Below are 25054 nucleotides of genomic sequence, written 5' to 3' on the forward strand. Positions count from 1 at the left end.
ACCCTGCTCCGTTTTAGTTGTGGTGACGTACGGCGCGCAGGAACTCCTGGCGGGTATTCTGGCTGGATTTAAACAGGCCGCCCAGCGACGTGGTGGTGGTGGCGCTGGTCGCATCGCGAATGCCGCGCGCTTTCACGCAGTAGTGCACCGCATCGATGGAAACCGCGACGTTGCTGGTCCCCAGCAGCGTTTGCAGCGCGGTGAGGATCTGCTGCGTCAGCCGCTCCTGCACCTGCGGACGCTGGGAGAAGAACTGCACGATACGGTTAATTTTCGACAGGCCAATCACCGAATCTTTCGGGATATAGGCCACCGTGGCTTTGCCGTCAATGGTCACAAAATGGTGTTCACAGGTGCTGGTCAGGGTGATATCGCGCACGGTCACCATTTCATCAACCTGCATCTTATTTTCGATGACGGTGATTTTGGGGAACCGGGCGTAGTCCAGTCCGGAGAAGATCTCATCGACGTACATTTTGGCGATGCGATGCGGGGTCTCCATCAGGCTGTCATCACTTAGATCAAGGTTTAACAGCTGCATAATCTCGGTCATGTGTCCGGCGATCAGACGCTTGCGAGTTTCATTATCAATTTCTTGTACTGGCGGACGCAGCGGCGTCTCCAGCCCACGAGCGACCAGCGCTTCATGAACGAGTATGGCTTCTTTACTCAGTGATGACATTTTTGTTCTCCTGCAGGTGTGGCGCTCTTTGCTCTTCTGAGGGCAAAGTTTGTATTCATTGTGCGTGAGGTGACGCACAGAATCCAGTAGCCGCATCGATAATTGTTGAAATTGGCGTCACCTCTCGTTCCACGCCGCCAGACCAGCGCACTACGATGCGTCACGCAACGCCCTGCTCACCTTGCCGCAACCAAGCCAATCGCCGACCCATAGCGCGACGCCTGCCGCTGCGGCAAGGTCAGCATGTTGGTTAAAAGTTGCATTAATGATGCAATACGTTCCGAAAAGGAGGAAGTGAAAGTTACTCACGAGGGCATGAAATATCTGTATTATGGAAAATTACGCCTGAGACACTTAAGGAGCCCTGCATGGAACTGCTCGAAGAGCACCGCTGTTTTGAAGGTCGGCAGCAACGCTGGCGGCACGACTCCGCAACGCTGAACTGCGCAATGACCTTCAGCATCTTTTTACCTCCCGCCGCCGCTGACGCGCCGCCGCCGGTTCTCTACTGGCTCTCCGGCCTGACCTGCAACGATGAAAACTTCACCACCAAAGCGGGCGCTCAGCGCGTCGCCGCCGAACTGGGCATTGCGCTGGTGATGCCGGACACCAGTCCGCGCGGTGATAACGTTGCCGACGATAGCGCTTACGATCTGGGGAAAGGCGCTGGCTTTTATCTCAATGCCACCCAGGCGCCGTGGTCCACGCATTTCCGCATGTACGATTACCTTCGCGACGAGCTGCCGCAGCTGATTGCCCGCGAGTTTAATCTCAGCGGCCGCTGCGCCATCAGCGGGCATTCCATGGGCGGCCACGGCGCGCTGGTGATGGCGCTGAAGAATCCGGGCCGCTTCGTCAGCGTTTCCGCGTTCGCGCCTATCGTTAACCCGACCCAGGTTCCCTGGGGCAAAAAAGCGTTTACCGCCTATCTGGGAGCGGATGAAGCGGCCTGGCAGGCCTGGGACAGCTGCGCGTTAATGCAGGCCAGCAGCGAGTCAGATGCGATTCCAACCCTGATTGACCAGGGTGACAGCGATACATTCCTCGCCGAACAGCTGCAGCCGGCGGTGCTGGCGGAAACCGCGCGTCAGAAAAGCTGGCCGTTAACCCTGCGTATTCAGCCCGGTTACGATCACAGCTACTACTTTATCGCCTCATTTATTGAGGACCACCTGCGTTTCCATGCCCGGCACCTCTTCTCCTGATCCTTTCAATGCGTCGTGAAGCACCTTCCCGGCGCATTGATACGCAAAATGCCTCATCATCCAATAGTCATAAAAACTAATATATACAGAGAGATAGTGTATTTTCCGTCGTCGGGGGGTATGATTTTTGGCGGCGCTTGAGGCTTTCGCCTCAGAGCAGGATTGAGTTTTACCGTTGTGCTGAGGCAGAAAGAAGAAAGCCCCGAAGGTAATGTAATCACCCACGAGGCTGTCCCGATGCCTAGACAACATCAGGTTAGTCTCTTACCCGCCGTAAGGCAAGGAGAACAAACCATGAAGGTACCGCCCAACGTCCCGATCTGGTGTCTGCTCATCGTGTGTATCACGCTATTAGCGTTCACCCTGATGGTAAGAAAATCGCTTTGCGAAATTCGCTACCGCGATACGAACAGGGAGGTAGCTGCTTTTATGGCTTACGAATCCGGTAAGTAGCCACCTGGAGCGGTGGGTTCGCCCACCGCTTTTCCGTCTGGCTTCACCCTGAGCGCCTTTAGCGAGGGCTGGCAGGGAAATCTGCCAGCCCTCTTTTATCGCCCGGTCAGAAGCGGTAATCGACGGCCATAAAGTAGCGGCGGCCTTCTTCCGTATAGCTATAGTCGTCGCGGCTCAGATCCTTATCGCCCACGTTGAGTACCCCGGAGCGCAGCTTGACGTTTTTGGTGACGTTCCAGGCCGCGCCGATATCAAACATAGTGTAGCCGCCGGGCGTTTTGCCCGTCGCGCTGACCGAACGCTGTTCGCCGGTATAGTTGGCGGTGACGTAGAAGGACCAGTCGTCCAGCGGTTTCCAGTCGAGGGTACCGTTAGCGGTATGGAACGGCAGCGTTTGCAGCGGTTTATCGCCGCCGTTACTCAGGTCGCGACCATCGTTGTAGGTGTAGTTTACCGTCAGCTTCCATTCGTCGCCGAACGGCACCTTCAATTCAGTTTCTACCCCTTTGATACGCGCCTTATTGACGTTGAAGTAGCGGAATACCGGCACGCGCTTACCGTTCACCGTTTTCCAGCCGACAAAATTCGGGTAGCCCGGCGCTTCGCTGGCGCTGGAAGTACGCAGGATATCGATCATATCGTCAACGTTATTCTGGAAGGTGGTGACGCTTCCTTCCACGCCTTCAAGCCAGCCCTCTTCGCCGCGATAGTAAAGACCCAGTTCGAAGCTTTCGCTGGTTTCCGGTTTCAGATCCGGGTTACCGATAATGCTGCACGAGCCGCGGCAGGAGTTGGTGGTCCAGTCCGGGTTCAGCTGCAGCAGGGATGGCGCTTTAAATGCCGTCGCCCAGCCGCCCTTCACGGTCACGGTATCGGTGGCGTTATACACCAGATAAGCACGCGGGCTCCAGTGATCGCCATAGGTCTGGTGATCGTCCATACGGATGCCGGTGGTTAAGGCCAGAGGTTCGATTATCCGCCATTCATCTTCGAGGAACAGCGCGTACTGGCTGGCGGAAGTAGATTTACCGCCGCTGCTCAGGTTGACCGGATCTTTCAGCTTATCGTGACGCCATTCGCCACCGAAGGTCAGCAGCTGGTTGATCATGCCCAGCGGCAGAACGTATTTGCCGTCCACCGAGTTACTCTCAGATGTGATCGTTCCGGCCTGGCCCGGATTTTTATTATCCACTTTCTCGCCGTAGAATTTCAGCTCGCTATTGCCGACATCCCAGCGGCCGTTGTGGCTCAGGGAGTAGTTCTGGCGCTCAAGGCGGTTGCGGTCAAGAGAGTCGGAATCCCGATCCTGGCGATCGAACCCGTAGCCAGCGGTGATGTCCTGATTATCAGTGGGCGTCCAGGCGAATTCGACGTTGCCGTCGCGGCTGGTGAAGCCTTCAATACGCGGCGTTTCGCCAGCTGCGTTGCTGGAAGCCTGCTGATCGTCCTTGGCACGCTTTGCCAGGCTGCCGTAGGCTTTCATCCCCAGCACGCCGTCAATCAGCGGGCCGCTGGTAAAGAACTGACCATTGTACGTATCGCCGCGATCGCGGTGTTCCTGAATGGTGGTATCCGCGCTGAGGGTGCCCGTCCACTGCTGACCGACTTTTTTGGTAATGATATTGACCACGCCGCCGAGGGCGTCGGAACCATAGAGGGAAGACATCGGCCCGCGCACCACTTCGATACGCTCAATGGCATCAACCGGGATCCAGTTGAGGTCAAAATCGTTGTGGCGGAAAACGGCGTTGCGCGAGTTAACGCGTTTGCCGTCAACGAGGATCAGCGTATAGCCGCTGCTGAGGCCGCGAATGCTCACCCCTTTGCGATTATCCCCTTCGTTGGTGAGCTGCACGCCCGGCACTTCCCGCAGTACATCCTTCAGGTTTTGTACCGGTCTACGCTGCAGATCCTGTTGGGTGATAACGCTAATACTGGCGGGCGCATCTTTGACGCTCTGTTCAGTTGCCGCAGCGGTGACGACCAGCGTTTCTTCGTTAACGTCGGCGAGCGCCGGAAACGCCAGGGATACGACGGACGCGCATAATCCGGCCCGGACAAAAGGGTTTAGCCTGAACATTCCATATCTCCATGAGGTGTACAACAAAACAAACAAAAAAGGTCCTGCTCACAGGTACTGTCGGCATAGCGCTCTAACGGCGTATGCGCGCAATTTTTTACAGTAGATGTGGCTGGTCGCCCCTTGTCAGTCTGACCCTCTGCAAGATACGGGGATTGGCTTCATCCTGAATTTGGTGGAAATGATAAAGATAATGATTACAATTATCAATAAAATTATGAATAACTGTATCAACATGTAAGAATCGCAGACATAAAAAAACCCTCTCGATGAGAGGGTTTTATCTTACGGCGTCAGCTGACCTTAGCTTTTAAAACGCTCCGGGAACTTCATTTCGCTGTAGCGCACAAAACGCGTTCCTTTCGCCAGCTTGTAACCGAACCAGATCACCAGGAACAGCGGAATGCCGATATAGGTTGCCGCCACGCCGCCCCAGTCGATGGTATCTTTGAGGAACGCTTCGTAATTCTGGCCCAGGGTAATGATCAGGCACAGCACGAAAGCGAAGATCGGCCCCAACGGGAAAAAGCCGGAACGATACGGCAGATCGTTGAGATCGTTCCCCTGCAGCACGTAGCCGCGACGGAAGCGATAGTGGCTAATGGCAATCCCCAGCCAGGCGATAAAGCCGGTCATGCCGGAGGTATTCAGCAGCCACAGGTAAACGGTCTGATTACCGAACATCGAGCTCAGGAAGCACAGCCCTGCAATCACCGTGGTGGCATACAGCGCATTACGCGGCACGCCGCCTTTAGACAGCTTAGAGAAAATACGCGGCGCTTTGCCATCGCAGGCCAGGGTGTAGAGCATGCGGGTGGACGCGTACATCCCGGAGTTACCCGCCGACAGTACCGCCGTCAGAATAACCGCGTTCATAATCGCCGCCGCCGACAGCAGCCCCGCGTGCTGGAAGACCAGCGTGAACGGGCTGACGGAAATATCTTTCACGTCGTTACGCAGCAGGCTCGGGTCGGTATACGGAATAATCAGGCTGATAATCAGGATGGCGAACACATAGAACAGCAGGATACGCCAGAACACCTGCCGCACGGCGCGCGGAATGTTCTTCTCCGGGTTTTCCGACTCGCCGGCCGCGATGCCGATAAGCTCGGTTCCCTGGAACGAGAAGCCGACAATCATCGCCACGCCAATCATCGCCGCAAAGCCGCCGGCAAACGGCGCATCGTCGACAACCCAGTTGCTCCAGCCCGCAGGCTGTGCGCCTTTAAAGATGCCAAAGATCATCATCACGCCGACAATAATAAAGATGATGACGGTGGCCACTTTGATCAGCGAGAACCAGTATTCCGCTTCACCAAAGCCTTTTACCGAGATCCAGTTCAGCAGGAACATGATGCCGAGGAACAGCGCGCTCCAGACCCAGCCGGGTGCATCGGGGAACCAGTAGGTCATCACCAGCTGAGCGGCAACGAGGTCAACGGCGATGGTCACCGCCCAGTTGTACCAGTAGTTCCAGCCCAGTGCGAAGCCAAAGCCTTCCTCAACGTAATTCTGCCCGTAGGTGGCAAAAGAGCCGGACACCGGCATAAACGCCGCCAGCTCGCCGAGGCTGGTCATCAGGAAATAAACCATCAGGCCGATGAGAATATAAGAGAGCAGCGCCCCACCCGGGCCCGCCTGAGAAATCGTTGCGCCAGAGGCAACAAAAAGACCTGTACCTATGGAACCGCCAATCGCGATCATGGTCAAGTGGCGCGCCTTCAGTTCACGACGTAAACCGGGCGCTTCTGTGGTTTTAGTATCCGAAACCATGTGAAAATGCTATCCATCCAAAAAACGAGGCGAGATTGTAGCAGAGTGTCTGTGATCCATCCGATACAATTGCAAAGTTATAAGAGAGCTTCATGATCGAGCATGGATTATTAGTAAAGCATGAAATCCCGAAAACGCCAGCGCGCGTGGCGTCCGCTTTTACACGTCGCAATAATGCAGAAACCGCTGTAATGCCTTGGAAATATGCTTCTGCCGGTGATGAATGCGCCACAAGGTGCGGGTTAAGCGCGGCAGCGGAATCGTCAGCTCCACCAGCGATCCGACTTCAAGCTGCTCCGCCACCACGCGTCGCGACAGGCAGCTAATGCCCAGACCGTGGCGTACCGCGTGCTTGATGGCTTCCGAGTTGCCCAGCTCCATCCCAAGATGAAACGCCGGTAAATGCGAGAGTAATAAATAGTCGACGATTTCCCGGGTCCCGGAGCCGTGCTCGCGTAAAATCCACGGCGCTTCCGCCAGCCGTTGCAGCGTCACCTCCCCTGCCAGCAGCGGCGAATCCGGCGCGGCAAAGACCACCAGCTCATCTTCCAGCCAGGGTTCGGCGATAATATCCGCGGCGTGACAGGGACCTTCAATCAGCCCGATATCCACGCGCAGATCGGCCACCGCATTGATCACGTCCTGGCTATTGCCCACGCTCAGCTCCAGGGGTAAATCCGGCAGATCGCGTCGATAGCGCGCAATGATTTCCGGCAGAATATAGTTGCCGATGGTGCTGCTGGCGTAGACGCGGATCGCGCCGTTGTCGCCGCGAAACAGCTGCTCTATCTCCAGCGCCCGCTCCAGCAGCGCCAGCGCCCGCGGATAAAGCAGCCTGCCGTGCTCGTTGACCACCAGCCTTTTCCCTACGCGGTCAAAGAGCTGCACCCCCAGCTGCCCTTCCAGTTCGGTCAGCGCCGCGCTAACCGCCGACTGGGAAAGCGCCAGCATTTGCGACGCCTGAGTGGTCGATCCGCTTTTTAAAACTTCAGCAAAAACTTCCAGCTGACGTAGCGTGATATGCATATTTTTTCCTGCCTTTATAGACGACTCGCGATCCGCGGCGTGAGGCTGAGGCCCATCGTTCTCAAACCGCGAAACCGCGTTTTTACCACTTATTTCGATTAATTATAAATATATAATCAATTTTATATTTAAACCAGCGAGTCGTATGCTTTTCCCAGACAAAGGAGAAGGTTATGACAGCACTCACTTTACCGACTAAACATCGCCCATTGCGGCACTTTGCACCTGGACTGGCGCTCACCGCCCTGCTCACCGGCGCAGCGCTGTGGGCCGGTAGCTTTCCGGCTATCGCCGGCGCGGGCTTCAGCGCCCTCACGCTGGCCATTTTATTCGGCATGGTCATCGGTAACACGGTTTACCCGAAAATCTGGCAGCCCTGCGACGGCGGCGTGATTTTTGCCAAGCAGCACCTGCTGCGCCTCGGCATCATCTTATACGGCTTTCGCCTGACGTTCGCCCAGATTGCCGACGTCGGCGTCGGCGGTATCGTGATTGACGTTCTGACGCTTTCCAGCACCTTTTTGATCGCCTGTTTTCTTGGGCAAAAGGTTTTCGGCCTCGATAAACATACCAGCTGGCTGATTGGCGCCGGCAGCAGCATCTGCGGCGCGGCAGCGGTACTGGCGACGGAACCGGTCGTCAAAGCGGAGGCCAGCAAAGTCACGGTCGCCGTCGCCACGGTGGTGATTTTCGGTACCATTGCCATCTTCCTGTACCCGGCGATTTATCCCTTCCTGGCGCACTGGTTCACGCCGGAAGCCTACGGCATTTATATGGGTTCGACGATGCATGAGGTTGCTCAGGTTGTCGCGGCAGGCCACGCGGTGGGTCCGGATGCGGAAAACGCGGCGGTGATTGCAAAAATGCTGCGCGTGATGATGCTGGCTCCGTTCCTGCTGTTCCTCGCCGCGCGCGTGAAGCAATTAGCCCCGGCAAACGGCGGTGAGAAAAGTAAAATCACCATTCCGTGGTTTGCGATCCTGTTTATTCTGGTGGCGGTGTTTAACTCCTTCCACCTGCTGCCGAAAGCGGTTGTCGATATGCTGGTCACGCTGGATACCGTACTGCTGGCGATGGCGATGGCCGCCCTCGGCCTGACCACCCACGTCAGCGCGCTGAAAAAAGCCGGCGCCAAACCGCTGCTGATGGCGCTGATGCTCTTCGTCTGGCTGATTGTCGGCGGCGGCGCGATTAACCTGGCCATTCATAGCCTGATGGCCTGAAGCCCCTCGCTACTCAGGTTGTATTAAGGATGATGTAACTCTCCGGCTAAGCCGCTATCATTACCCTCCCCCCAGCGGCTTAACTGGAGTTTTTTTATGAAATATATTGGAGCGCACGTCAGCGCCTCCGGCGGTGTAGCCAACGCCGCCATTCGCGCAGCCGAAATCGGCGCGACCGCATTTGCCCTCTTTACCAAAAACCAGCGCCAGTGGCGCGCCGCCCCTCTGAGCGACGAAACCATTGCTGAATTTAAAGCCGCCTGCGAAAAGTACCAGTTCGGCCCGGGGCAAATTCTGCCGCACGACAGCTATCTGATAAACCTCGGTCATCCGGTTGAGGACGCGCTGGAAAAATCCCGCGATGCCTTTATTGATGAACTCTCCCGCTGCCAGCAGCTCGGCCTGACGCTGCTGAATTTCCATCCGGGTAGCCATCTGCAGCAAATACCGGAAGACGAATGTCTGGCGCGTATCGCCGAATCGATCAATATCGCGCTGGCAAAAACCGAAGGCGTCACGGCGGTCATTGAAAACACCGCCGGCCAGGGCAGTAACCTGGGCTTTAAGTTTGAGCATCTGGCGGCCATCATCGACGGAGTGGAAGATAAATCACGCGTCGGCGTGTGCATTGATACCTGTCACGCCTTCGCCGCCGGCTACGACCTGCGCAGCGCCGAAGAGTGCGAAAAAACCTTCGCTGATTTCGACCGAATTGTGGGTTTCCAGTATCTGCGCGGTATGCACCTGAACGATGCGAAAAGCGCGTTCGCCAGCCGCGTTGACCGTCACCACAGCCTGGGTGAAGGCAATATTGGCCATGATGCTTTCCGCTGGATTATGCAGGACCGCCGCTTTGACGGTATCCCGCTGATTCTGGAAACGATCAATCCTGATATCTGGGCGGAAGAGATCGCCTGGCTGCGGGCGCAGCAAACGGAAGAGGCCACGGTCTGATATGAACGACAGGGAAAAGCAGATCCTCAAAATTTTGCGGCGCAATCCGCTAATTCAGCAGCATGAGATTGCCGATATTCTGCAGATTAGCCGCTCCCGCGTGGCCGCGCATATTATGGACCTCACGCGTAAGGGGGCCATCAAGGGCAAAGGCTACATCCTTACCGAGCAGGAGTACTGCGTCTCGCTGGGCGCGGTGAATATGGATATCCGCGGAATTGCCGATATTCATTATCCTCAACCGGTCTCCAACCCGGGGAATATCCAGTGCTCTGCCGGCGGCGTGGCGCGGAACATCGCGCATAACCTGGCGCTGCTGGGCCGCGATGTGCATTTGATTTCCGCCGTCGGCAGCGACTTTTACGGCGAAACGCTGCTGGAGCAAACCCGCCAGGCGGGCGTTAACGTGCAAAGCTGTATCCGCCTGCACGGCCATAACACCGCCACCTACCTCTCCATCGCTAACCCGCAGGAAGAGACGGTGCTGGCGATTAACGATACGCATATTTTACAGTCGCTCACGCCCCAGCTGCTGAATCAGTACCGGGATCTGCTGACGCATGCCGGCGTCGTTCTGGTCGATTGTAATTTGACGGAGCAGTCGCTGGAGTGGGTATTTACCCTGGCTAACGGCATCCCGGTATTTGTTGATACCGTGTCCGAGTTTAAAGCGCACCGCATTCGCCCATGGCTGGGGAAGATCCACACCCTCAAGCCCACGCTGCGCGAACTCCAGATCCTATGGGGACAGGCTATCGAAAACGACGCGGATCGCGATCGGGCGCTAGCATGGCTGCACGAAAGGGGAACTCAGCGGGTGGTGATTTGCTCGGAAGACGACGCTGTTTTCTGTAGCGAAGCAGGGGGTGAACGCTTCCGGATGAGTCTGCCGGACCATACGACGATAGACAGCTTCGGCGCCGACGATGCGCTAATGGCAGGGCTACTTTATAGCTATCTCGACGGTAGCGACTTTAAAGAAAGCGTCGCTTTCGCCATGGCCTGCACCGCCATCACCCGCGCCAGCGACGGTATCAACAACCCCTCGTTGTCCGTTGATAACGCGCTCAATTTACTTCCCGGCGTGGCGTAGCGCGCACCGCAGGCGCGGTGCGCGCAGCCTGTTATGCCAGGCCAATAAAGAACCCGGCAATGGTGGCGCTCATCAGGTTAGAGAGCGTGGCCGCCGCCAGGGCGCGCAGCCCAAGCTGGGCAATCTCCGGCGCGCGCTGCGGTGAAATGGCCGAAAACGCCCCGACAACCACGCCGATCGACCCAAAGTTGGCGAAACCGCACAGCGCGAACGAGATGATCGCAACGGTTTTCACGTCCAGATTGCCGCCAGCTTGCAGATAGGGTGAAAAGTTGAGGTAGGCGACGAATTCGTTTATCGCCAGCTTTTGGCCAATCAGGCTGCCCGCCAGCGTCGCATCGCTCCAGTCAACGCCCATAATCCATGCCAGCGGCGCGAGCAGGAAGCCGAAAATTCCCTCCAGCGTGGCGTGACCGTAGCCAAACCAGCCGCCAATGCCGCCGATAATACCGTTCAGCAGAGCAATAATCGCCACAAACGCCATCACTACCGTTGCCACCCCGGCGGCAATTTTCAGGCCGGTCATCGCCCCTGACGCCGCCGCCTCGATAACGCTTTTCGGCGGCGTCTCGGTGAAGGAGAGATTGTCGAAAGTGACCTGGGATGCTTCGGTTGCCGGACTCAGCATACGGGCAAACAGAATCCCGCCGGGGATAGCCATAAGCGAAGCGGCCAGCAGATAATCAATCGGCACGCCCATACCGGCATAGCCGATCATCATCGACCCGGCGATCGACGCCATCCCGCTGCAAATCGCGGTAAAAAGCTCATTGCGGTTGAGCTTGTTGATAAACGGTTTGACGATCGCCGGGATCTCATTTTGCCCAAGAAAAATGGTGGTCACGGCGACAAAAGACTCAATTTTGCTGATATTCAGCGCCTTCTGGAAGATGCCGCCGAGAATCCGGATCAGCAGCCCCATCACGCCGAGGTAGTAAAGCAGGCTTATCAGCGCGGTGACAAAAATGATGGCGGGCAGCACGCGGAAGGCGAAGATAAAGCCGGCGCCGTCAAACAGCACGTCCATCTTCGGGCCGACCAGTGAACCAAAAATAAACGCGCTTCCGGCGTCGCTATAGGACATGACTTTATGTACCCCAAGCGCGGCCTGCTCGACCAGCCACTTGCCCGGCGGAAAGTAGAGCATCACCCCGCCAATGACGATTTGCAGCAGCAGCGCCGCCCCTACCGTTCTGACGCTGATGCGTTTTTTATTGACTGACAGCGCAAAGGCAATGGCCAGCAACACCACCATCCCCAGAAGACTTCTCATGATGTCCATAATGATATCCTTACCTGGTGGAAAACCCGGCGTGGGCCAGGCTTTCGGTATCGTTGATATCGGGGCGGGCAACCGCAAACGGCCCGCAACTGTCGTCAGGCTACCTGCTGATACTCTTTGGCAATCTCGCAGGCCAGAATGGCGTTGTTGAAGACCAGCTGAATATTGGATTTCAGGCTGTCTCCGCCGGTCAGCTCCGCTACGCGGGCCAGCAGGAACGGCGTACTCGCTTTCCCCACCACGCCCTGCTCTTCCGCCTCCTTCACCGCCCGGTTGATGGCGGCGTTGATTTTCTCTTCCGGCATCGCGAACGCTTCAGGAATGGGGTTCGCCACCACCATGCCGCCATTCAGACCCGACTGCCATTTCACCGCCATCGCTTTGGCGATCTCTTTGGCGCTATTGAGGCGAATGCTGACGTCAAACGGGCTGGTTCGGCAGAAGAATGCCGGCAGCGCAGAGGTTTGATAACCAATAAGCGGAACGCCAAACGTTTCTAAATATTCGGTCGTTAAACCGAGATCGAGAATAGATTTTGCACCGGCGCAGACGACGGTGACGTTGGTATTTGCCAGCTCCTGCAAATCGGCGGAAATATCAAACGTGTGCTCGGCTCCGCGATGTACACCGCCAATACCGCCGGTAGCGAAGACTTTAATCCCGGCCATTGCGGCAATAATCATGGTGGACGCCACGGTGGTCGCGCCATTTAATCCCGCGGCGACAACAAAGGGTAAATCACGACGACTAACTTTGGCGACGTTATGCCCTTCGCGACCCAGCAGTTCAATTTCTTCACGGCTTAAGCCAACTTTCATGACGCCATGAATAATCGCAATGGTTGCCGGCACCGCCCCCTGGCGACGAATGGTTTCTTCTACTTCCAGCGCCGTTTGCGCATTTTCCGGAAATGGCATGCCGTGAGAAATAATGGTCGATTCCAGCGCCACTACTGGCTGATTATTTTTCAACGCCTGCTGGACTTCCGCAGAAACCTGTAATAATTCAGAGGAAATATTTAATTCAGACATATTCTTTCTCCACTACCTTTTTTACGTTGGCGTAAGATAATTCAGGGTTATTGGTGAATTCCGATGAGAGCGCCAGAGAAGAGCATCCCTGAGCAAACTTCACCGCTTGCGAAAATGAACAGCCGTCGAGCCAGCAGCAGGCAAGGCCGGCCATCATGGCGTCACCGGCGCCGGTGACGTTAACGACCTGAGTTTTCAGCGGCGCTGACCAGCCGCGTTCGCCCTCTTTCTCACTGTAGTAAACCCCGTCGCCGCCCATGCTCAGCACCAGGCGCTTCAGGCCACGCTGATGAAACCAGTCGGCAACGCGCGCGACGTCATCCGTGCCGGACAGCGCGATGCCGCTCAGCGTTTCAGCTTCAATTCGGTTCGGTTTCAGGGTGTGAATACGCCCCAGATGCTGGCTGATTTTCACGCACTTCCAGGCTGAAACCGGATCGACAAAAACGGGCGTTGCGCCGCTATTTTCCATCAGCCAGGCGAGAGCGGCCTCGCTGATATTGCAATCAACGACAATCACCGCAGCGTTGCGGATAAAATCTTGATGCTGTCTTAAAAACGCTGGCGTAATATGTTCTGTGATGCTCATATCATTAATCGCCACCAGCATTTCACCGGTATTATCAAGCAGCGATAAATAGCTTGAAGTACCTTCCCCATGGATAACCTGACATTTATCGACGTGAACCCCGGACTGGGCCGTTTGTTTTAATAGAGAGTGGCCATAAAAATCGTCACCGACAACCGATAATAGCCACGCTTTTTTATTTAACAAGGCAATGTTTTGCGCAATGTTTCGCCCTACGCCGCCGGGAGTATATTTTATTTTCCCGGGGTTAGAATCCGCATAGTTCAACGATACATTGGAATAACCAGCAACATCCATATTTGCCGATCCAATAATTACAACGTAATCATTTTCAGGCATAAAAATACCCTCCAGCATAAAAAATGCTATGGCAGTGGAATTATTGAATATCAATAAATAAGCATACTCCCATTCATTACCCCCCCAACAAACACATGTTTGAATGTGAACATGTGTTTATGTTAAGCGCAATGTTTTTAAAGTAAAGAGGTCAGCAAGAGGGATTTCATATGAACATGAACAAAATCACAAAAAATGACCCGTATGGTTTTTAAACAGTTTAAAAATGCGAAGGAGAGCACATACGGCAGGATGAGCGGGAGGAGATGAGGCATAAAAAAAGGGCAGAGAAGACTCTGCCCTTGAGAACGATTTAATAGGTCGATCAGGCTGCTTTTTCGACTACCTGAACTTCAGGACGTTTCAGCACCGCGTAGGAGAGCCCTGCGACCAGCGTACCGACGACAATCGCCATCAGATAACCGAGTACCGGCGTAATCGCGCCAGGAATCAGCAGGACGAACAGACCGCCGTGCGGCGCCATCAGCTTAGCACCGACCGCCATGGACATCGCGCCGGTGACCGCGCCGCCAACGATACAGCAGGGCAGGACGCGCATCGGGTCGCGAGCAGCGAACGGAATCGCGCCTTCGGTGATAAAGCACAGGCCGAGAACCAGAGCGGCTTTGCCGCCTTCCTGCTGCGCTTTGTCGAACTTGTTACGCGCAACCAGCGTCGCCAGACCCAGCGCCAGCGGTGGAACCATACCCGCCGCCATAATGGCCGCCATTGGCGCATAAGTTTGGGTGGACAGCAAGCCAACACCAAAGGCGTAGGCCGCTTTGTTCACCGGGCCGCCCATGTCGGTACACATCATACCGCCGAGGATTGCACCGAGCAGAACCGCGTTCGCCGTGCCCATGGTTTGCAGCCAGTGGGTCAACGCTTCGAGGATCCCGGCAACGGGCTTACCAATCAGGTAAATCATCGCCAGACCTACGATCAGGCTGGAAACCAGTGGAATGATCAGGATTGGCTTCAGCGCCTCCATACTTTGCGGCAGTTTCAGCTTCGTACTGATCGCTTTCGCCACGTAACCGGCAAGGAAACCAGCGATGATACCGCCGATAAAGCCGGACCCGGTGCTTACCGCCAGCATACCGCCGATAAGACCCGGCGTCAGGCCCGGACGGTCAGCGATGGAGAAGGCGATAAAGCCCGCCAGTACCGGCACCATCAGCGCGAAGGCTGAGCCCCCACCGATTTGCATCAGCGCGGCGGCCAGGGTGTCTTTCACTTCAAAGGCTTTAATACCAAAAGCGAAGGAGAGCGCGATACACAGACCGCCCGCCACCACCATCGGCAGCATGTACGACACGCCGGTCAGCAGGTGGCGATAGGCGCCAGCGGACTCTTTTTTGCCTTCCGCCGCGGCCTGGGATTTACCCGCAGGCTGATACGGTTTCGCTTCAACAACGGCTTTATCCAGCTCCTGAGCGGTTTTCTTCAGCGCCAGACCGGTGGTGGTGCGATACATCGGCTTACCGGCGAATTTCGCCAGATCCACTTCGATATCGGCAGCCACCACCACCAGATCCGCCTGTTCAACTTCTTCCGGGGTGATTGCATTGCCCGCGCCCACGGAGCCGCGCGTTTCAACTTTCACCCACCAGCCGCGTTTTTTGGCTTCGGTTTCAATCGCTTCCGCCGCCATAAAGGTGTGCGCCACCCCGGTCGGACAGGCGGTGACCGCTACGATGCGTTTCGGACCGTTGGTCGCTGCGGGTACAGCGGCAGCGGCCGGGGCGCTGTAAGGCGTTGCATGGCTTTTGGCCTCACCGAGGAAGAGCTCCGGGTGCGCTACGGCGCGGTTAATATCGCCGAGATAGACCTTTTTGCCGTTCAGCGCGCTGTCGGCCGGCAGCGCCGTGCCCAGCACAATCGCCAGCTCAGCGTCGTTCGGGTTATCAATCAGTTCGAGTTGCGCTTTTTGCGCCGCAGTGCTTAACAGGGTCTTCGCCATATAGGCGCGAGCCTGTCCAAGCCCGGCATCAATAATCAGCAGCGTTTTCATTATGCCTCTCCTGCTGTTAATTAAAGGGTTGTAAGTCGACGCGCGCCATCATTGCGGCCAACTGGGTACGATCGGTAATACCGACATTGCTCTGACTCACCGCCAGCGCGGCAACTGCCGTTGCCAGGCGCAGCGTATGTTCGCTGGACTCACGCATCAGCAGGCCATAAATCAGGCCGCCAACCATGGAGTCACCGGCGCCAACGGTGCTTACCACTTCAACGGAAGGCGGCTTGGCAATCCACTCTCCGGATGCGTTAACCCACAGAGCGCCTTCTTCGCCAAGGGAGATAACCACGTGGGCAATTCCCTGCTCACGCAGCGCATGAGCGGCTTCAATCACATCTTTCATTTCAGGCAGCTTGCGGCCCGCCCAGATTTCCAGCTCGCGGCGGTTAGGTTTAACCAGCCACGGCGCCGCTTTCAGACCGGCAACCAGCGCTTCGCGGCTGCTGTCAAAAATGATGCACGGGCACTGGCTGCGCAGACGGGTCATCCAGTCAGTGAACGCTTCCGGGCTGACGCCAGACGGCAGGCTACCGCTCACGCAAACCATATCGAACTGGCCCAGCCAGCTCAGGGAATCGTTAACAAAACGCTCCCAGTCGCCCGGCGTGACTTCAAAGCCGGAGAAGTTGAAATCGGTGACTTCGCCGTCTTTCTCCGTCAGCTTGACGTTGATACGGGTACGGCCCTGAACAACCTGAAAACGGTTAGCAATGCCCAGCTCGCTGAACAGCTGCTGAAAACCATCCTGATTGTCTTTACCGAGGAAACCGCCAACGGTGACGTCGATACCGAGATCTTTCAGCACTTTTGCAACGTTGATCCCCTTCCCTGCGGCGTGCAAACCGGTAGTGCGAACAAGGTTAACCTCACCGCGTTCAATTTCCGGGGTAAAACCCACCAGGTCATAGGCCGGGTTTAAAGTAATCGTTGCGACACGTCTGCTCATTTATGCGCCCTCCCCAAGGCCTGCGGCGATCGCTTCGCCAATCGCATCCAGCGCCTGCTGCGCATCTTCACCCTGCGCGGTAAAGCGCAAGCGGTGACCTTTTTTCACGCCCAGCGCCACGACTTTCATCAGGCTGCGGCCGTTGGCCGGTTTGCCCGAACCATCAAGGTTGGTGACGGTAATGTCGCTGGAGAATTGTTTAATGGTATTAACCAGCATCGTGCCGGGACGCGCGTGCAGCCCGTGCTCGTTGCGGATAACGTATTCCGCGCTGAGAACATCTTCCGCAATCGCGTCGTCGCTGGTCAGCAGCGCCAGCAGCGTGGCACCATCAGCCTTCAGCAAACGGTCAGCTTTTTTGTCGAGCAGCAAATTGCTCAGGCGATTAAGCACCGCAGTTGGCTGGTCATCGGCCATCGCGACGGTGATCAGCAGAGAAACCGGCTGCTCATCGCTGGTAAAGGCGCTGGCCGCGCGGCTGACGGCAACGGCGCTGCGCAGGTTGCCTTCGGTGCTGTCGTTCAGCCAGATGCCCTGACCGAGGTTCAGCGGTTTATCATTAATCGTACGGCTAACAAAGGAAGCATCGACCGCGCCGGCTTCTTTCAGCCGAGCGGCATTCAGCGCCTGCAGGGTCAGCAGGTCGCTGGCGACAACGTCCAGGGTCAGCGTCTCGTTATCCAGCTTCAGCGCTTCGCTCTGCTTTTCACCCATCAACAGGGCGCGCAGCTCTTCAGCGGTCGTCGCGGACTTAAGTTGTTCAGCAACGGAGTCGTCGCTCAGCACGTGGGTCAGCTGACGCAGCAGCCCCAGGTGTTCATCCGAGCTGGCGGCAATACCGATGGCGACGTAGGCGGTTTGCCCTTCGCCCCAGGTCACGCCCTGCGGAAACTGATACACCTGAACGCCGGTTTTCAGTACCTGATCGCGGGTGTCGGTGGTACCGTGCGGAATCGCAATACCGTTGCCAAGGAAAGTGGAGGTTTGCTGCTCGCGAGCCAGCATCCCGTTGATGTAGCCGTCTGCCACGTTGCCCGCGCTGACCAGCGCGGAGGCAACCTGACGAATAGCCTCTTCTTTATTACCGGCCTGCTGACCGGGATGAATATCCTGCACAGATAACTGGAACATGGTTCTCCTCTCCTGCTGAATTGAATCGTTTCAGCTACTTTGAGAAAAAATGCGTCATCTACCTGCCGGAGAATCTCCCGATGACGCTGAAACGTTTCAAGAAGTCTGTACCTTTATTAGCCGCCAGGCAAGAAAAGTTCGTTTTCTGATAACAGAAGTTAGAGATACAGCACACTTTTGCTGAAGCGGGAGCGTCGAGGCCGGGAAAACTTCAGCTTTCTGCTGAAGTTTGATTTTGAAACGTCTTTTTGATTTATTCGTGCCCTGGTACTGTTCATTTTCTGAGTGACGGCGTAAACTCCGCGACTCCTGAAAACCGATGAACGCCGACATGCAAAACAGTAGCGCCGCCCTGCCACGACGCGGGTTTGATTTCACCTCTTCCGCCTTTCTGATCGTCGCCTTCCTGACGGGTATCGCCGGGGCACTCCAGACACCAACGCTGAGCCTGTTTCTGACGAACGAGGTTCACGTACGACCGGCGATGGTCGGCTTCTTTTTTACCGGTAGCGCGGTGATCGGCATTCTGGTGAGCCAGTTCCTCGCCGGGCGTTCGGATCGCAAAGGCGACCGCAAGCGGCTGATCGTCTTCTGCTGCCTGATGGGCGTGCTGGCCTGCGTGCTCTTCGCCTGGAACCGTAACTACTTTATTTTGCTGTTCATCGGGGTATTTCTCAGCAGCTTCGGCTCCACCGCCAACCCGCAGATGTTTGCCCTCGCCCGCGAGCATGCGGACAAAACGGGCCGCGAGGCGGTCATGTTTAGTTCGATTCTGCGCGCTCAGGTGTCGCTGGCATGGGTTATCGGACCGCCGCTGGCCTACGCGCTGGCCATGGGTTTTGGCTTTACGGTGATGTATCTCAGCGCGGCAGTTGCCTTTGTGGTCTGCGGCGCGATGGTCTGGTTTTTTCTTCCCAGCATGCGTAAAGAGCCAAAGCTCGCTACGGGCCATCTTGAAGCGCCGCGCACCAACCGCCGCGACGCGCTGCTGCTGTTTATCATCTGTACGCTGATGTGGGGAATCAACAGCCTGTACATCATTAATATGCCGCTGTTTATCATCAATGAACTGCATTTACCGGAGAAGCTGGCCGGGGTCATGATGGGCACCGCCGCCGGGCTGGAAATCCCGACCATGCTGATTGCGGGCTACTACGCCAAACGCTTCGGCAAACGTTTCCTGATGCGCATCTCAGCGGTGGCCGGCGTGCTGTTTTACGTTGGCATGCTAACCGTCCATACCCCCGGACTGCTGCTGGCCCTGCAGGCGCTGAACGCCATTTTTATCGGTATCCTGGCCGGTATCGGCATGCTCTATTTCCAGGACCTGATGCCCGGACAGGCGGGTGCGGCCACCACGCTTTATACCAATACCACGCGCGTTGGCTGGATTATCGCCGGTTCGCTGGCGGGGGTCGTTGCGGAAGTCTGGAGCTATCACGCCGTATTCTGGATTGCGCTGGTGATGGGGGTCATCACTCAGGCCTGCCTGTGGCGTATTAAAGACGTTTAAGGGTATCCCGCGCGGGCTTGCACCGTCACGAAGTGCTCAGCTCAAGATGAAGCAGCCAGGTCATGGCGTCTTCGCGATTGGTGGCGCACATTTCCGCTTCCGGCTTCAGGCTGGCGCACACTTTCGGCCTTAACGGCGAGCCAAAAATAGCGCAGAGATTATTTTGCGATAGCTGCACGCAGCGGGTGTTTGCCGGCTTGCCTTGCGGCATGCCCGGGATAGGGCTGGAGATAGAAGGAGCGATACAGCAAGCTCCGCATTCAGGGCGGCATTCCATAATCGACTCTTCCGATAACGCTTTTAGCAGCCCAGCCTAAACGTTTTACCTGAAGATAGCAAAACCGACGAATTCCACTTGCCTGAAAGGCCCGGCGCGAGTAGTTTTACGCGATATTTTCGACCCTTTAAGTGACAGGATTACTGCAATGCCAAGAGCGAATGAAATTAAAAAAGGTATGGTGCTGAATTACAACGGCAAACTGCTGATTGTTAAAAATATTGATATTCAGTCACCCAGCGCCCGCGGCGCAGCGACGCTGTACAAAATGCGTTTCTCCGATGTACGCACCGGCCTGAAAGTGGAAGAACGCTTCAAAGGCGACGACATCGTCGATACCGTCACCCTGACCCGCCGCTTCGTTGACTTCTCCTATATCGATGGCAACGAATACGTCTTTATGGATAAAGAAGATTACACCCCGTATATCTTCACCAAAGAGCAGATCGAAGAAGAGCTGCTGTTTATGCCGGAAGGCGGCATGCCGGATATGCAGGTTCTGACCTGGGACGGCCAGCTGCTGGCGCTGGAACTGCCGCAGACCGTGGATCTCGAAATCGTTGAGACGGCGCCGGGTATCAAAGGCGCATCCGCAAGCGCCCGTAACAAACCGGCGACGCTGAGCACCGGCCTTGTTGTTCAGGTGCCTGAATACCTGAGCGCGGGAGAGCGTATCCGCATCCATATCGAAGAGAGCCGCTACATGGGCCGCGCGGACTAAACTCCGCGTTTGCAACATCCAGGAGGGCAGCCAGCGGCTGTCCTTTTTATTAGCCCCTTATCCGCAATCTCCCCTCCGCCAAAAGCTGTTATACCAAAAATAGCGAAATTACCGCTAATCTCACCGGTTATCTCCGCATACTTTGCAGCCTGACCGTTTACCGCGACAGAATTGCATGATCAAGCTCACATTAAGCGGATAAAAAAGGCTCACCAATTTAATTTGTTGTCATATATCTTTACACTGGCCATGTTAATTATTGGTTAATCAGGTGTGTTAAGAATGACAACCATTGCGACAGCCACGCTGCCGGAAGGCGTACAGCTTCCTCGATACGATCGCAGTCAGCTGCGTTCGCGTATTGTGCATTTCGGTTTTGGCGCGTTTCATCGCGCGCACCAGGCCCTTCTCACCGATCGGGTGCTCAACGCCAGCGGCGGAGACTGGGGGATTTGTGAGATTAGCCTGTTCAGCGGCGATCGGCTGATGAGCCAGCTTCGCCAGCAGGACCACCTGTTTACCGTGCTGGAAAAAGGCGCCGAGGGCAATCAGCCGATTATTGTCGGCGCCGTTCATGAGTGTCTGAATGCGAAACTGGATTCGCTGGCCGCCATTATTGAGAAATTTTGCGAACCGCAGGTCGCCATTGTCTCTCTGACCATCACCGAGAAGGGCTACTGCATCGATCCGGCCAGCGGCCAGCTGGATATGACGCAGCCGCGCATTATTCACGATCTGCAAAATCCGACGCTGCCGCAATCGGTTCCCGGCATTCTGGTGGAAGCGCTGGCGCGCCGCCGACAGCGGGGGCTACCGCCGTTTACCGTCCTCTCCTGCGATAATATTCCCGATAATGGACATGTGGTAAAAAACGCCGTGCTGGGAATGGCCGAAAAACGGGACCCCGAACTGGCGCAGTGGATCGCCGAACACGTCAGCTTTCCCGGTACCATGGTTGACCGCATCGTGCCCGCCGCCACCGATGAGTCGCTGGCAGAAATTAGCGCGACGCTAGGCGTGGAAGACCCCTGCGCAATCAGCTGCGAACCCTTTATCCAGTGGGTCATTGAAGATAACTTTGTTGCCGGTCGCCCGGACTGGGAAACCGCGGGCGTCCAGATGACCGATGACGTTTTACCGTGGGAACAAATGAAGCTACGGATGCTCAACGGTAGCCACTCGTTTCTCGCCTGGCTTGGCTATCTGGCTGGCCATGCGCACATTAGCGACTGCATGCAGGATCCGATTTTCCGCAGCGCCGCCTACCGCCTGATGCTTGACGAACAGGCGCCGACCTTATCCATTCAGGGCGTTGACCTGACGGCGTACGCTGACAGCCTGATCGAGCGCTTCAGCAACCCGGCGCTAAAGCATCGCACCTGGCAAATCGCCATGGACGGTAGCCAGAAGCTGCCGCAACGTATGCTTGAGGGTATTCGCGTCCATCTCGCTCGGGGCAGCCGCTGGCCGCTGCTGGCGCTCGGCGTGGCCGGCTGGATGCGCTACGTCAGCGGTATTGACGATGCCGGAAATGCGATTGATATTCGCGATCCGCTGGCCGATAAGATGCAGAAACGGGTTTCTGCCAGCGATGAACACCAGCGCGTGGCGGCCCTGCTTACGCTTGAAGAGATCTTCGGCCGCGACCTGCCGCAGAACCCGCAGTTTGTCGCGCATATCACCGCCGCATGGCATCAGCTCGCCGCTTTTGGCGCACGTCAGGCGATTGCCGGCACGCTGAACGCTTAACAATTTCTGCCATTTAGCGGACAGATCCCCCTTCTGTCCGCGGTAAGACTTCTCTTTTCCCCTTTTTTTCGTCAGGATAGCGTAACTGTTACAACATTACATTTATCCTGGAGAAAAAGTGACCAAAACCAATTTGATCACGGGGTTTCTCGGCAGCGGCAAGACGACGTCGATTCTGCATCTGCTGGCCCATAAGCCCGCGGATGAAAAATGGGCCGTGCTGGTCAACGAGTTTGGTGAAGTGGGCATTGACGGCGCGCTGCTGGCGGAAAGCGGCGCGCTGCTCAAAGAGATCCCCGGCGGCTGCATGTGCTGCGTGAACGGTCTGCCGATGCAGGTCGGGCTCAACACCCTGCTGCGCCAGGGCAAACCCGATCGCCTGCTGATAGAACCCACCGGGCTTGGCCATCCTAAACAGATCCTCGATATGCTGACCGCCGCAATATACGAGCCGTGGATCGACCTGCGCGCCACCTTATGCGTGCTGGATCCGCGCCAGCTGCTGGACGAAAAAATAGCGACCAACGACAACTTTCGCGACCAGCTGGCCGCCGCTGACGTCATTATCAGTAATAAAGCCGACCGCGCAACGGAGGAAAGCCAACGCGCATTCGCCGCCTGGTGGCAGACCTATGCCGGCGATCGGCGGTTCGTCAGCGCCACGCGGGGGAATATCGACCCGGCACTGCTTGATTTGCCGCGCCGCAATCTTGCGCCGCTTCCCGCCAGCCCCGAACACGCGCACGGCCACGGGCAGAAACAGGGCCTTGCGGCACTGAGCCTCCCTGCCCATCAGCGCTGGCGTCGCAGCCTCAATAGCGGCCAGGGCTATCACGCCTGCGGCTGGATTTTTGACGCCGAAACCGTTTTCGACACCGTGGCCCTGCTCGAATGGGCGCGCCTGGCGCCGGTCGGGCGCGTAAAAGGCGTGATGCGCATCGCGGAAGGAGTGGTACGCATCAACCGCCAGCAGCGCGATCTGCATATTGAGACGCAGAACGTTCCTCCCCCCGATAGCCGTATCGAGCTGATTGCCGATACCGAGACGGACTGGAACGCACTGCAGGCCTCCTTGTTGAGGATTCGTTTAAGTTAAGACGGCTATGGTTGCCGTCGTTTACCCAACACACGATAGTTATGATTAAAAATCGAATTCCCCTAATCCTGCTGCTGAACGCGGCGGGTGTTGCGCTTTTTTGTTCATGGTACCTTCCCGTTAACCATGGTTTCTGGAATCCGCTGGACTCGGCGATCTTCTATTTCTTTAACCACCTGGTTGGCGTGAGCACCGCTTACACCTGGCTGCTGGCGATTATCAACAACCGCGCATTTGATGCCTGCTCGCTACTGGCGATGGGCAGCCTGATGCTAAGCTTCTGGTTTAAAGAGCAGAGCGCCGGACGCCGCCGGGTGATTATCATCGGCCTGGCGATGCTGCTGGCCGCCGTCATCATCAATCAGCTTGCCCAGCACCTGATGCCGGTTAAGCGCGCCAGCCCTTCGCTCTCTTTTACCGATATCACCAAAGTGAGCGATGTGATCTCCTTCCCCACTAAAGATGCGTCTAAAGATAGCTTTCCAGGCGATCACGGTATGATGCTGCTGATTTTTGCATCATTTATGTGGCGCTATTTCGGTCGCCGGGCGTTTGCCATCGCGCTGGTCATATTCGTAGTGTTCGCTTTTCCACGCGTAATGATTGGCGCTCACTGGTTTACCGATATTGCCGTCGGCTCATTAACGGCGGTACTCATTGGCGCCCCCTGGGTATTGATGACCCCGCTGAGTGATAATGTCATTGCGTTATTTGAGCGTTATCTTCCGGGTAGAAAAACTAAAAATTAAATCTATCTTTACAATTAATTAATATCATTCATAAGGGATCGTTCTGGGTCCCTTTTTTTGTCCGCGCGTTTTTTCTCATCCGGCATCATCTTCCCGTCATAGTAATCATGTTAGAAATGAGTAAATTGCGTATTTTTTACCCATTGCTGTCGCTATTTTGCCCTTTGCCGATGATTCACTTTTTGTCGCAAAAATACTTATAAGAAAATGCGTAAAACCGCTCGCCATCCCCCGGTTGATCGGGTAACCTCAATCTCGTTTTGCCTCGTCAGCGACATCAATTCAGAGAATGAATAAATTTGTGCGTCAGTCCACAGTTTTATGCTTACGGAATTGTCTCATTGCGACCAGGTAATTAGGCTCTAACACGTTTGGCATTTTTTATAACGACATTGTCGTTAAGGACAACAAGGGATAACACACAGCATGGTCAAATCTCAGCCGATTTTGAGATATATCTTGCGGGTCGCCCCCGCGATTGCAGTTGCGGTTCTGCTTTCCGCGTGTAGTTCAAATAGTACCGCCAGGAATATGCATTCTGAGACGCTTGCTGTGGGTAGTGGCGATTTATCATCACTGCAAGCCTCTCAGGATGAATTTGAAACGATGGTCCGCAACCTGGACGTTAAGTCCCGCTTGATGGATCAATATGCCAGCTGGAAGGGCGTGCGTTACCGCCTCGGCGGCAGCACCCGTAAAGGCATCGATTGTTCCGCCTTTGTGCAACGGACTTTCCGTGAACAGTTTGGCCTGGAACTGCCGCGCTCGACTTCAGAGCAGCAGGATTCCGGAAAATCGATCAGCCGCGCGCAGCTGCGCACCGGTGATTTAGTTCTGTTCCGTGCAGGTTCCACGGGCCGCCATGTAGGGATCTACATCGGCAACAATCAGTTTGTTCATGCTTCCACCAGCAGCGGTGTGACGATTTCAAGCATGGATGAGCCGTACTGGAAAAAGCGCTATAACGAAGCGCGACGCGTTCTGAGCCGTTCGTAATCGTCTTCTGCCGTTGGTTAATCCCTTGGCCAACGAAAGAAATAAAAAAACACTGCCGAGGCGGTGTTTTTTTTTGCTCGCCAGCCAGGAAACTTCGTAAAATAAGCGATGTCTTTAAGCAGG

Annotated in this window: 22 protein-coding genes and 1 pseudogene; 12 read left to right on the forward strand and 11 right to left on the reverse strand. The window is 56.0% G+C overall.

The genetic code is table 11. The annotated features are described in order from the left end of the window. Positions 1 to 13: 13 nt before the first annotated feature. Complete coding sequence (gene folE, locus ABLU88_RS04615; RefSeq protein WP_004103895.1) at positions 14 to 682, reverse strand: GTP cyclohydrolase I FolE; 669 nt, start codon at positions 680 to 682, stop codon at positions 14 to 16. A 368-nt stretch (positions 683 to 1050) separates the two neighbouring features. Here folE and fghA point away from each other — a divergent pair, with 368 nt between their 5' ends. The 3 genes and pseudogenes from fghA (at position 1051) to ABLU88_RS04630 (ending at position 2336) form a co-directional block, all read left to right on the forward strand. After that, entirely contained in the window at positions 1051 to 1887 is an 837-nt protein-coding gene (gene fghA / locus ABLU88_RS04620; protein WP_032719903.1) for an S-formylglutathione hydrolase, read from the forward strand. 237 nt (positions 1888 to 2124) lie between these two features. Further along, a pseudogene (locus tag ABLU88_RS04625) lies at positions 2125 to 2277 on the forward strand (Hok/Gef family protein); the annotation flags it as partial. Further along, positions 2226 to 2336 (forward strand): DUF5431 family protein, encoded by a 111-nt coding sequence (locus tag ABLU88_RS04630; RefSeq protein WP_305955786.1) that lies wholly within the window; start codon positions 2226 to 2228, stop codon positions 2334 to 2336. The pseudogene ABLU88_RS04625 and the gene ABLU88_RS04630, both read left to right, overlap by 52 nt. Positions 2337 to 2446: 110 nt before the next feature. Here ABLU88_RS04630 and cirA read toward each other — a convergent pair whose 3' ends face one another. From cirA to yieE, 3 genes are all read right to left on the reverse strand, one after another. Beyond that, a complete protein-coding gene (gene cirA / locus ABLU88_RS04635) occupies positions 2447 to 4420 on the reverse strand; it encodes a catecholate siderophore receptor CirA (protein WP_014230158.1) in 1974 nt (657 codons plus the stop codon). A gap of 303 nt (positions 4421 to 4723) precedes the next feature. Beyond that, the gene (locus ABLU88_RS04640; protein WP_004852681.1) at positions 4724 to 6193 is read right to left on the reverse strand and encodes an amino acid permease; all 1470 of its coding nucleotides are present in this window, start codon (positions 6191 to 6193) and stop codon (positions 4724 to 4726) included. Between the two features lie 159 nt (positions 6194 to 6352). Then, positions 6353 to 7219 carry a DNA-binding transcriptional regulator YeiE gene (gene yieE, locus ABLU88_RS04645; RefSeq protein ID WP_014839059.1) on the reverse strand — a complete coding sequence of 289 codons (867 nt, stop codon included), beginning with the start codon at positions 7217 to 7219 and terminating at the stop codon, positions 6353 to 6355. Positions 7220 to 7392: 173 nt separating this feature from the next. Between yieE and ABLU88_RS04650 the strand changes: the two genes are divergently transcribed. The 3 genes from ABLU88_RS04650 (at position 7393) to ABLU88_RS04660 (ending at position 10489) form a co-directional block, all read left to right on the forward strand. Further along, on the forward strand, positions 7393 to 8442 hold the full coding sequence (locus tag ABLU88_RS04650) for a YeiH family protein (RefSeq protein WP_014230161.1): 1050 nt from the start codon (positions 7393 to 7395) through the stop codon (positions 8440 to 8442). Between the two features lie 96 nt (positions 8443 to 8538). Further along, positions 8539 to 9396 (forward strand): deoxyribonuclease IV, encoded by an 858-nt coding sequence (nfo, locus tag ABLU88_RS04655; RefSeq protein ID WP_014230162.1) that lies wholly within the window; start codon positions 8539 to 8541, stop codon positions 9394 to 9396. 1 nt (position 9397) lies between these two features. Next, positions 9398 to 10489 carry a sugar kinase gene (locus tag ABLU88_RS04660; RefSeq protein WP_014839060.1) on the forward strand — a complete coding sequence of 364 codons (1092 nt, stop codon included), beginning with the start codon at positions 9398 to 9400 and terminating at the stop codon, positions 10487 to 10489. A 31-nt stretch (positions 10490 to 10520) separates the two neighbouring features. On the opposite strand, the gene ABLU88_RS04665 is transcribed toward ABLU88_RS04660, so the two are convergent. The 6 genes from ABLU88_RS04665 to fruB all read right to left on the reverse strand — a co-directional run bounded on the left by ABLU88_RS04665 (position 10521) and on the right by fruB (position 17830). Beyond that, positions 10521 to 11771, reverse strand: coding sequence for a NupC/NupG family nucleoside CNT transporter (locus ABLU88_RS04665; protein WP_014230164.1), 1251 nt, complete (start codon positions 11769 to 11771; stop codon positions 10521 to 10523). Between the two features lie 95 nt (positions 11772 to 11866). Beyond that, entirely contained in the window at positions 11867 to 12802 is a 936-nt protein-coding gene (locus tag ABLU88_RS04670; RefSeq protein WP_004852691.1) for a pseudouridine-5'-phosphate glycosidase, read from the reverse strand. Then, on the reverse strand, positions 12795 to 13730 hold the full coding sequence (locus ABLU88_RS04675; RefSeq protein WP_254539906.1) for a pseudouridine kinase: 936 nt from the start codon (positions 13728 to 13730) through the stop codon (positions 12795 to 12797). Before ABLU88_RS04675 ends, ABLU88_RS04670 begins: the two co-directional genes overlap by 8 nt. Before the next feature lie 325 nt (positions 13731 to 14055). Then, positions 14056 to 15744, reverse strand: a complete 1689-nt coding sequence (gene fruA / locus ABLU88_RS04680) for a PTS fructose transporter subunit IIBC (RefSeq protein WP_014230167.1) — start codon at positions 15742 to 15744, stop codon at positions 14056 to 14058. Positions 15745 to 15760: 16 nt separating this feature from the next. Further along, positions 15761 to 16699 (reverse strand): 1-phosphofructokinase, encoded by a 939-nt coding sequence (fruK, locus tag ABLU88_RS04685; RefSeq protein WP_004103928.1) that lies wholly within the window; start codon positions 16697 to 16699, stop codon positions 15761 to 15763. Then, positions 16700 to 17830, reverse strand: a complete 1131-nt coding sequence (gene fruB / locus ABLU88_RS04690) for a fused PTS fructose transporter subunit IIA/HPr protein (RefSeq protein ID WP_004852698.1) — start codon at positions 17828 to 17830, stop codon at positions 16700 to 16702. 331 nt (positions 17831 to 18161) lie between these two features. Between fruB and setB the strand changes: the two genes are divergently transcribed. After that, a complete protein-coding gene (gene setB, locus ABLU88_RS04695; protein WP_224225900.1) occupies positions 18162 to 19343 on the forward strand; it encodes a sugar efflux transporter SetB in 1182 nt (393 codons plus the stop codon). 25 nt (positions 19344 to 19368) lie between these two features. On the opposite strand, the gene ABLU88_RS04700 is transcribed toward setB, so the two are convergent. Further along, a complete protein-coding gene (locus ABLU88_RS04700; RefSeq protein ID WP_014230170.1) occupies positions 19369 to 19620 on the reverse strand; it encodes a YkgJ family cysteine cluster protein in 252 nt (83 codons plus the stop codon). 148 nt (positions 19621 to 19768) lie between these two features. Here ABLU88_RS04700 and yeiP point away from each other — a divergent pair, with 148 nt between their 5' ends. The 5 genes from yeiP (at position 19769) to mepS (ending at position 24931) form a co-directional block, all read left to right on the forward strand. Beyond that, a complete protein-coding gene (gene yeiP / locus ABLU88_RS04705; RefSeq protein ID WP_004122911.1) occupies positions 19769 to 20341 on the forward strand; it encodes an elongation factor P-like protein YeiP in 573 nt (190 codons plus the stop codon). A 282-nt stretch (positions 20342 to 20623) separates the two neighbouring features. Further along, positions 20624 to 22090, forward strand: a complete 1467-nt coding sequence (locus ABLU88_RS04710) for a fructuronate reductase (protein ID WP_032750635.1) — start codon at positions 20624 to 20626, stop codon at positions 22088 to 22090. Positions 22091 to 22208: 118 nt separating this feature from the next. Continuing rightward, positions 22209 to 23186 (forward strand): GTP-binding protein, encoded by a 978-nt coding sequence (locus tag ABLU88_RS04715; RefSeq protein ID WP_182242833.1) that lies wholly within the window; start codon positions 22209 to 22211, stop codon positions 23184 to 23186. A 35-nt stretch (positions 23187 to 23221) separates the two neighbouring features. Then, on the forward strand, positions 23222 to 23935 hold the full coding sequence (locus ABLU88_RS04720) for a phosphatase PAP2 family protein (protein ID WP_025106743.1): 714 nt from the start codon (positions 23222 to 23224) through the stop codon (positions 23933 to 23935). A 426-nt stretch (positions 23936 to 24361) separates the two neighbouring features. Beyond that, a complete protein-coding gene (gene mepS, locus ABLU88_RS04725) occupies positions 24362 to 24931 on the forward strand; it encodes a bifunctional murein DD-endopeptidase/murein LD-carboxypeptidase (RefSeq protein ID WP_004122922.1) in 570 nt (189 codons plus the stop codon). Positions 24932 to 25054 lie beyond the last annotated feature (123 nt).

It is taken from the genome of Klebsiella sp. GW_Kp182 (assembly GCF_040062275.1).
Classification (GTDB): Bacteria; Pseudomonadota; Gammaproteobacteria; order Enterobacterales; family Enterobacteriaceae; genus Klebsiella; species Klebsiella michiganensis.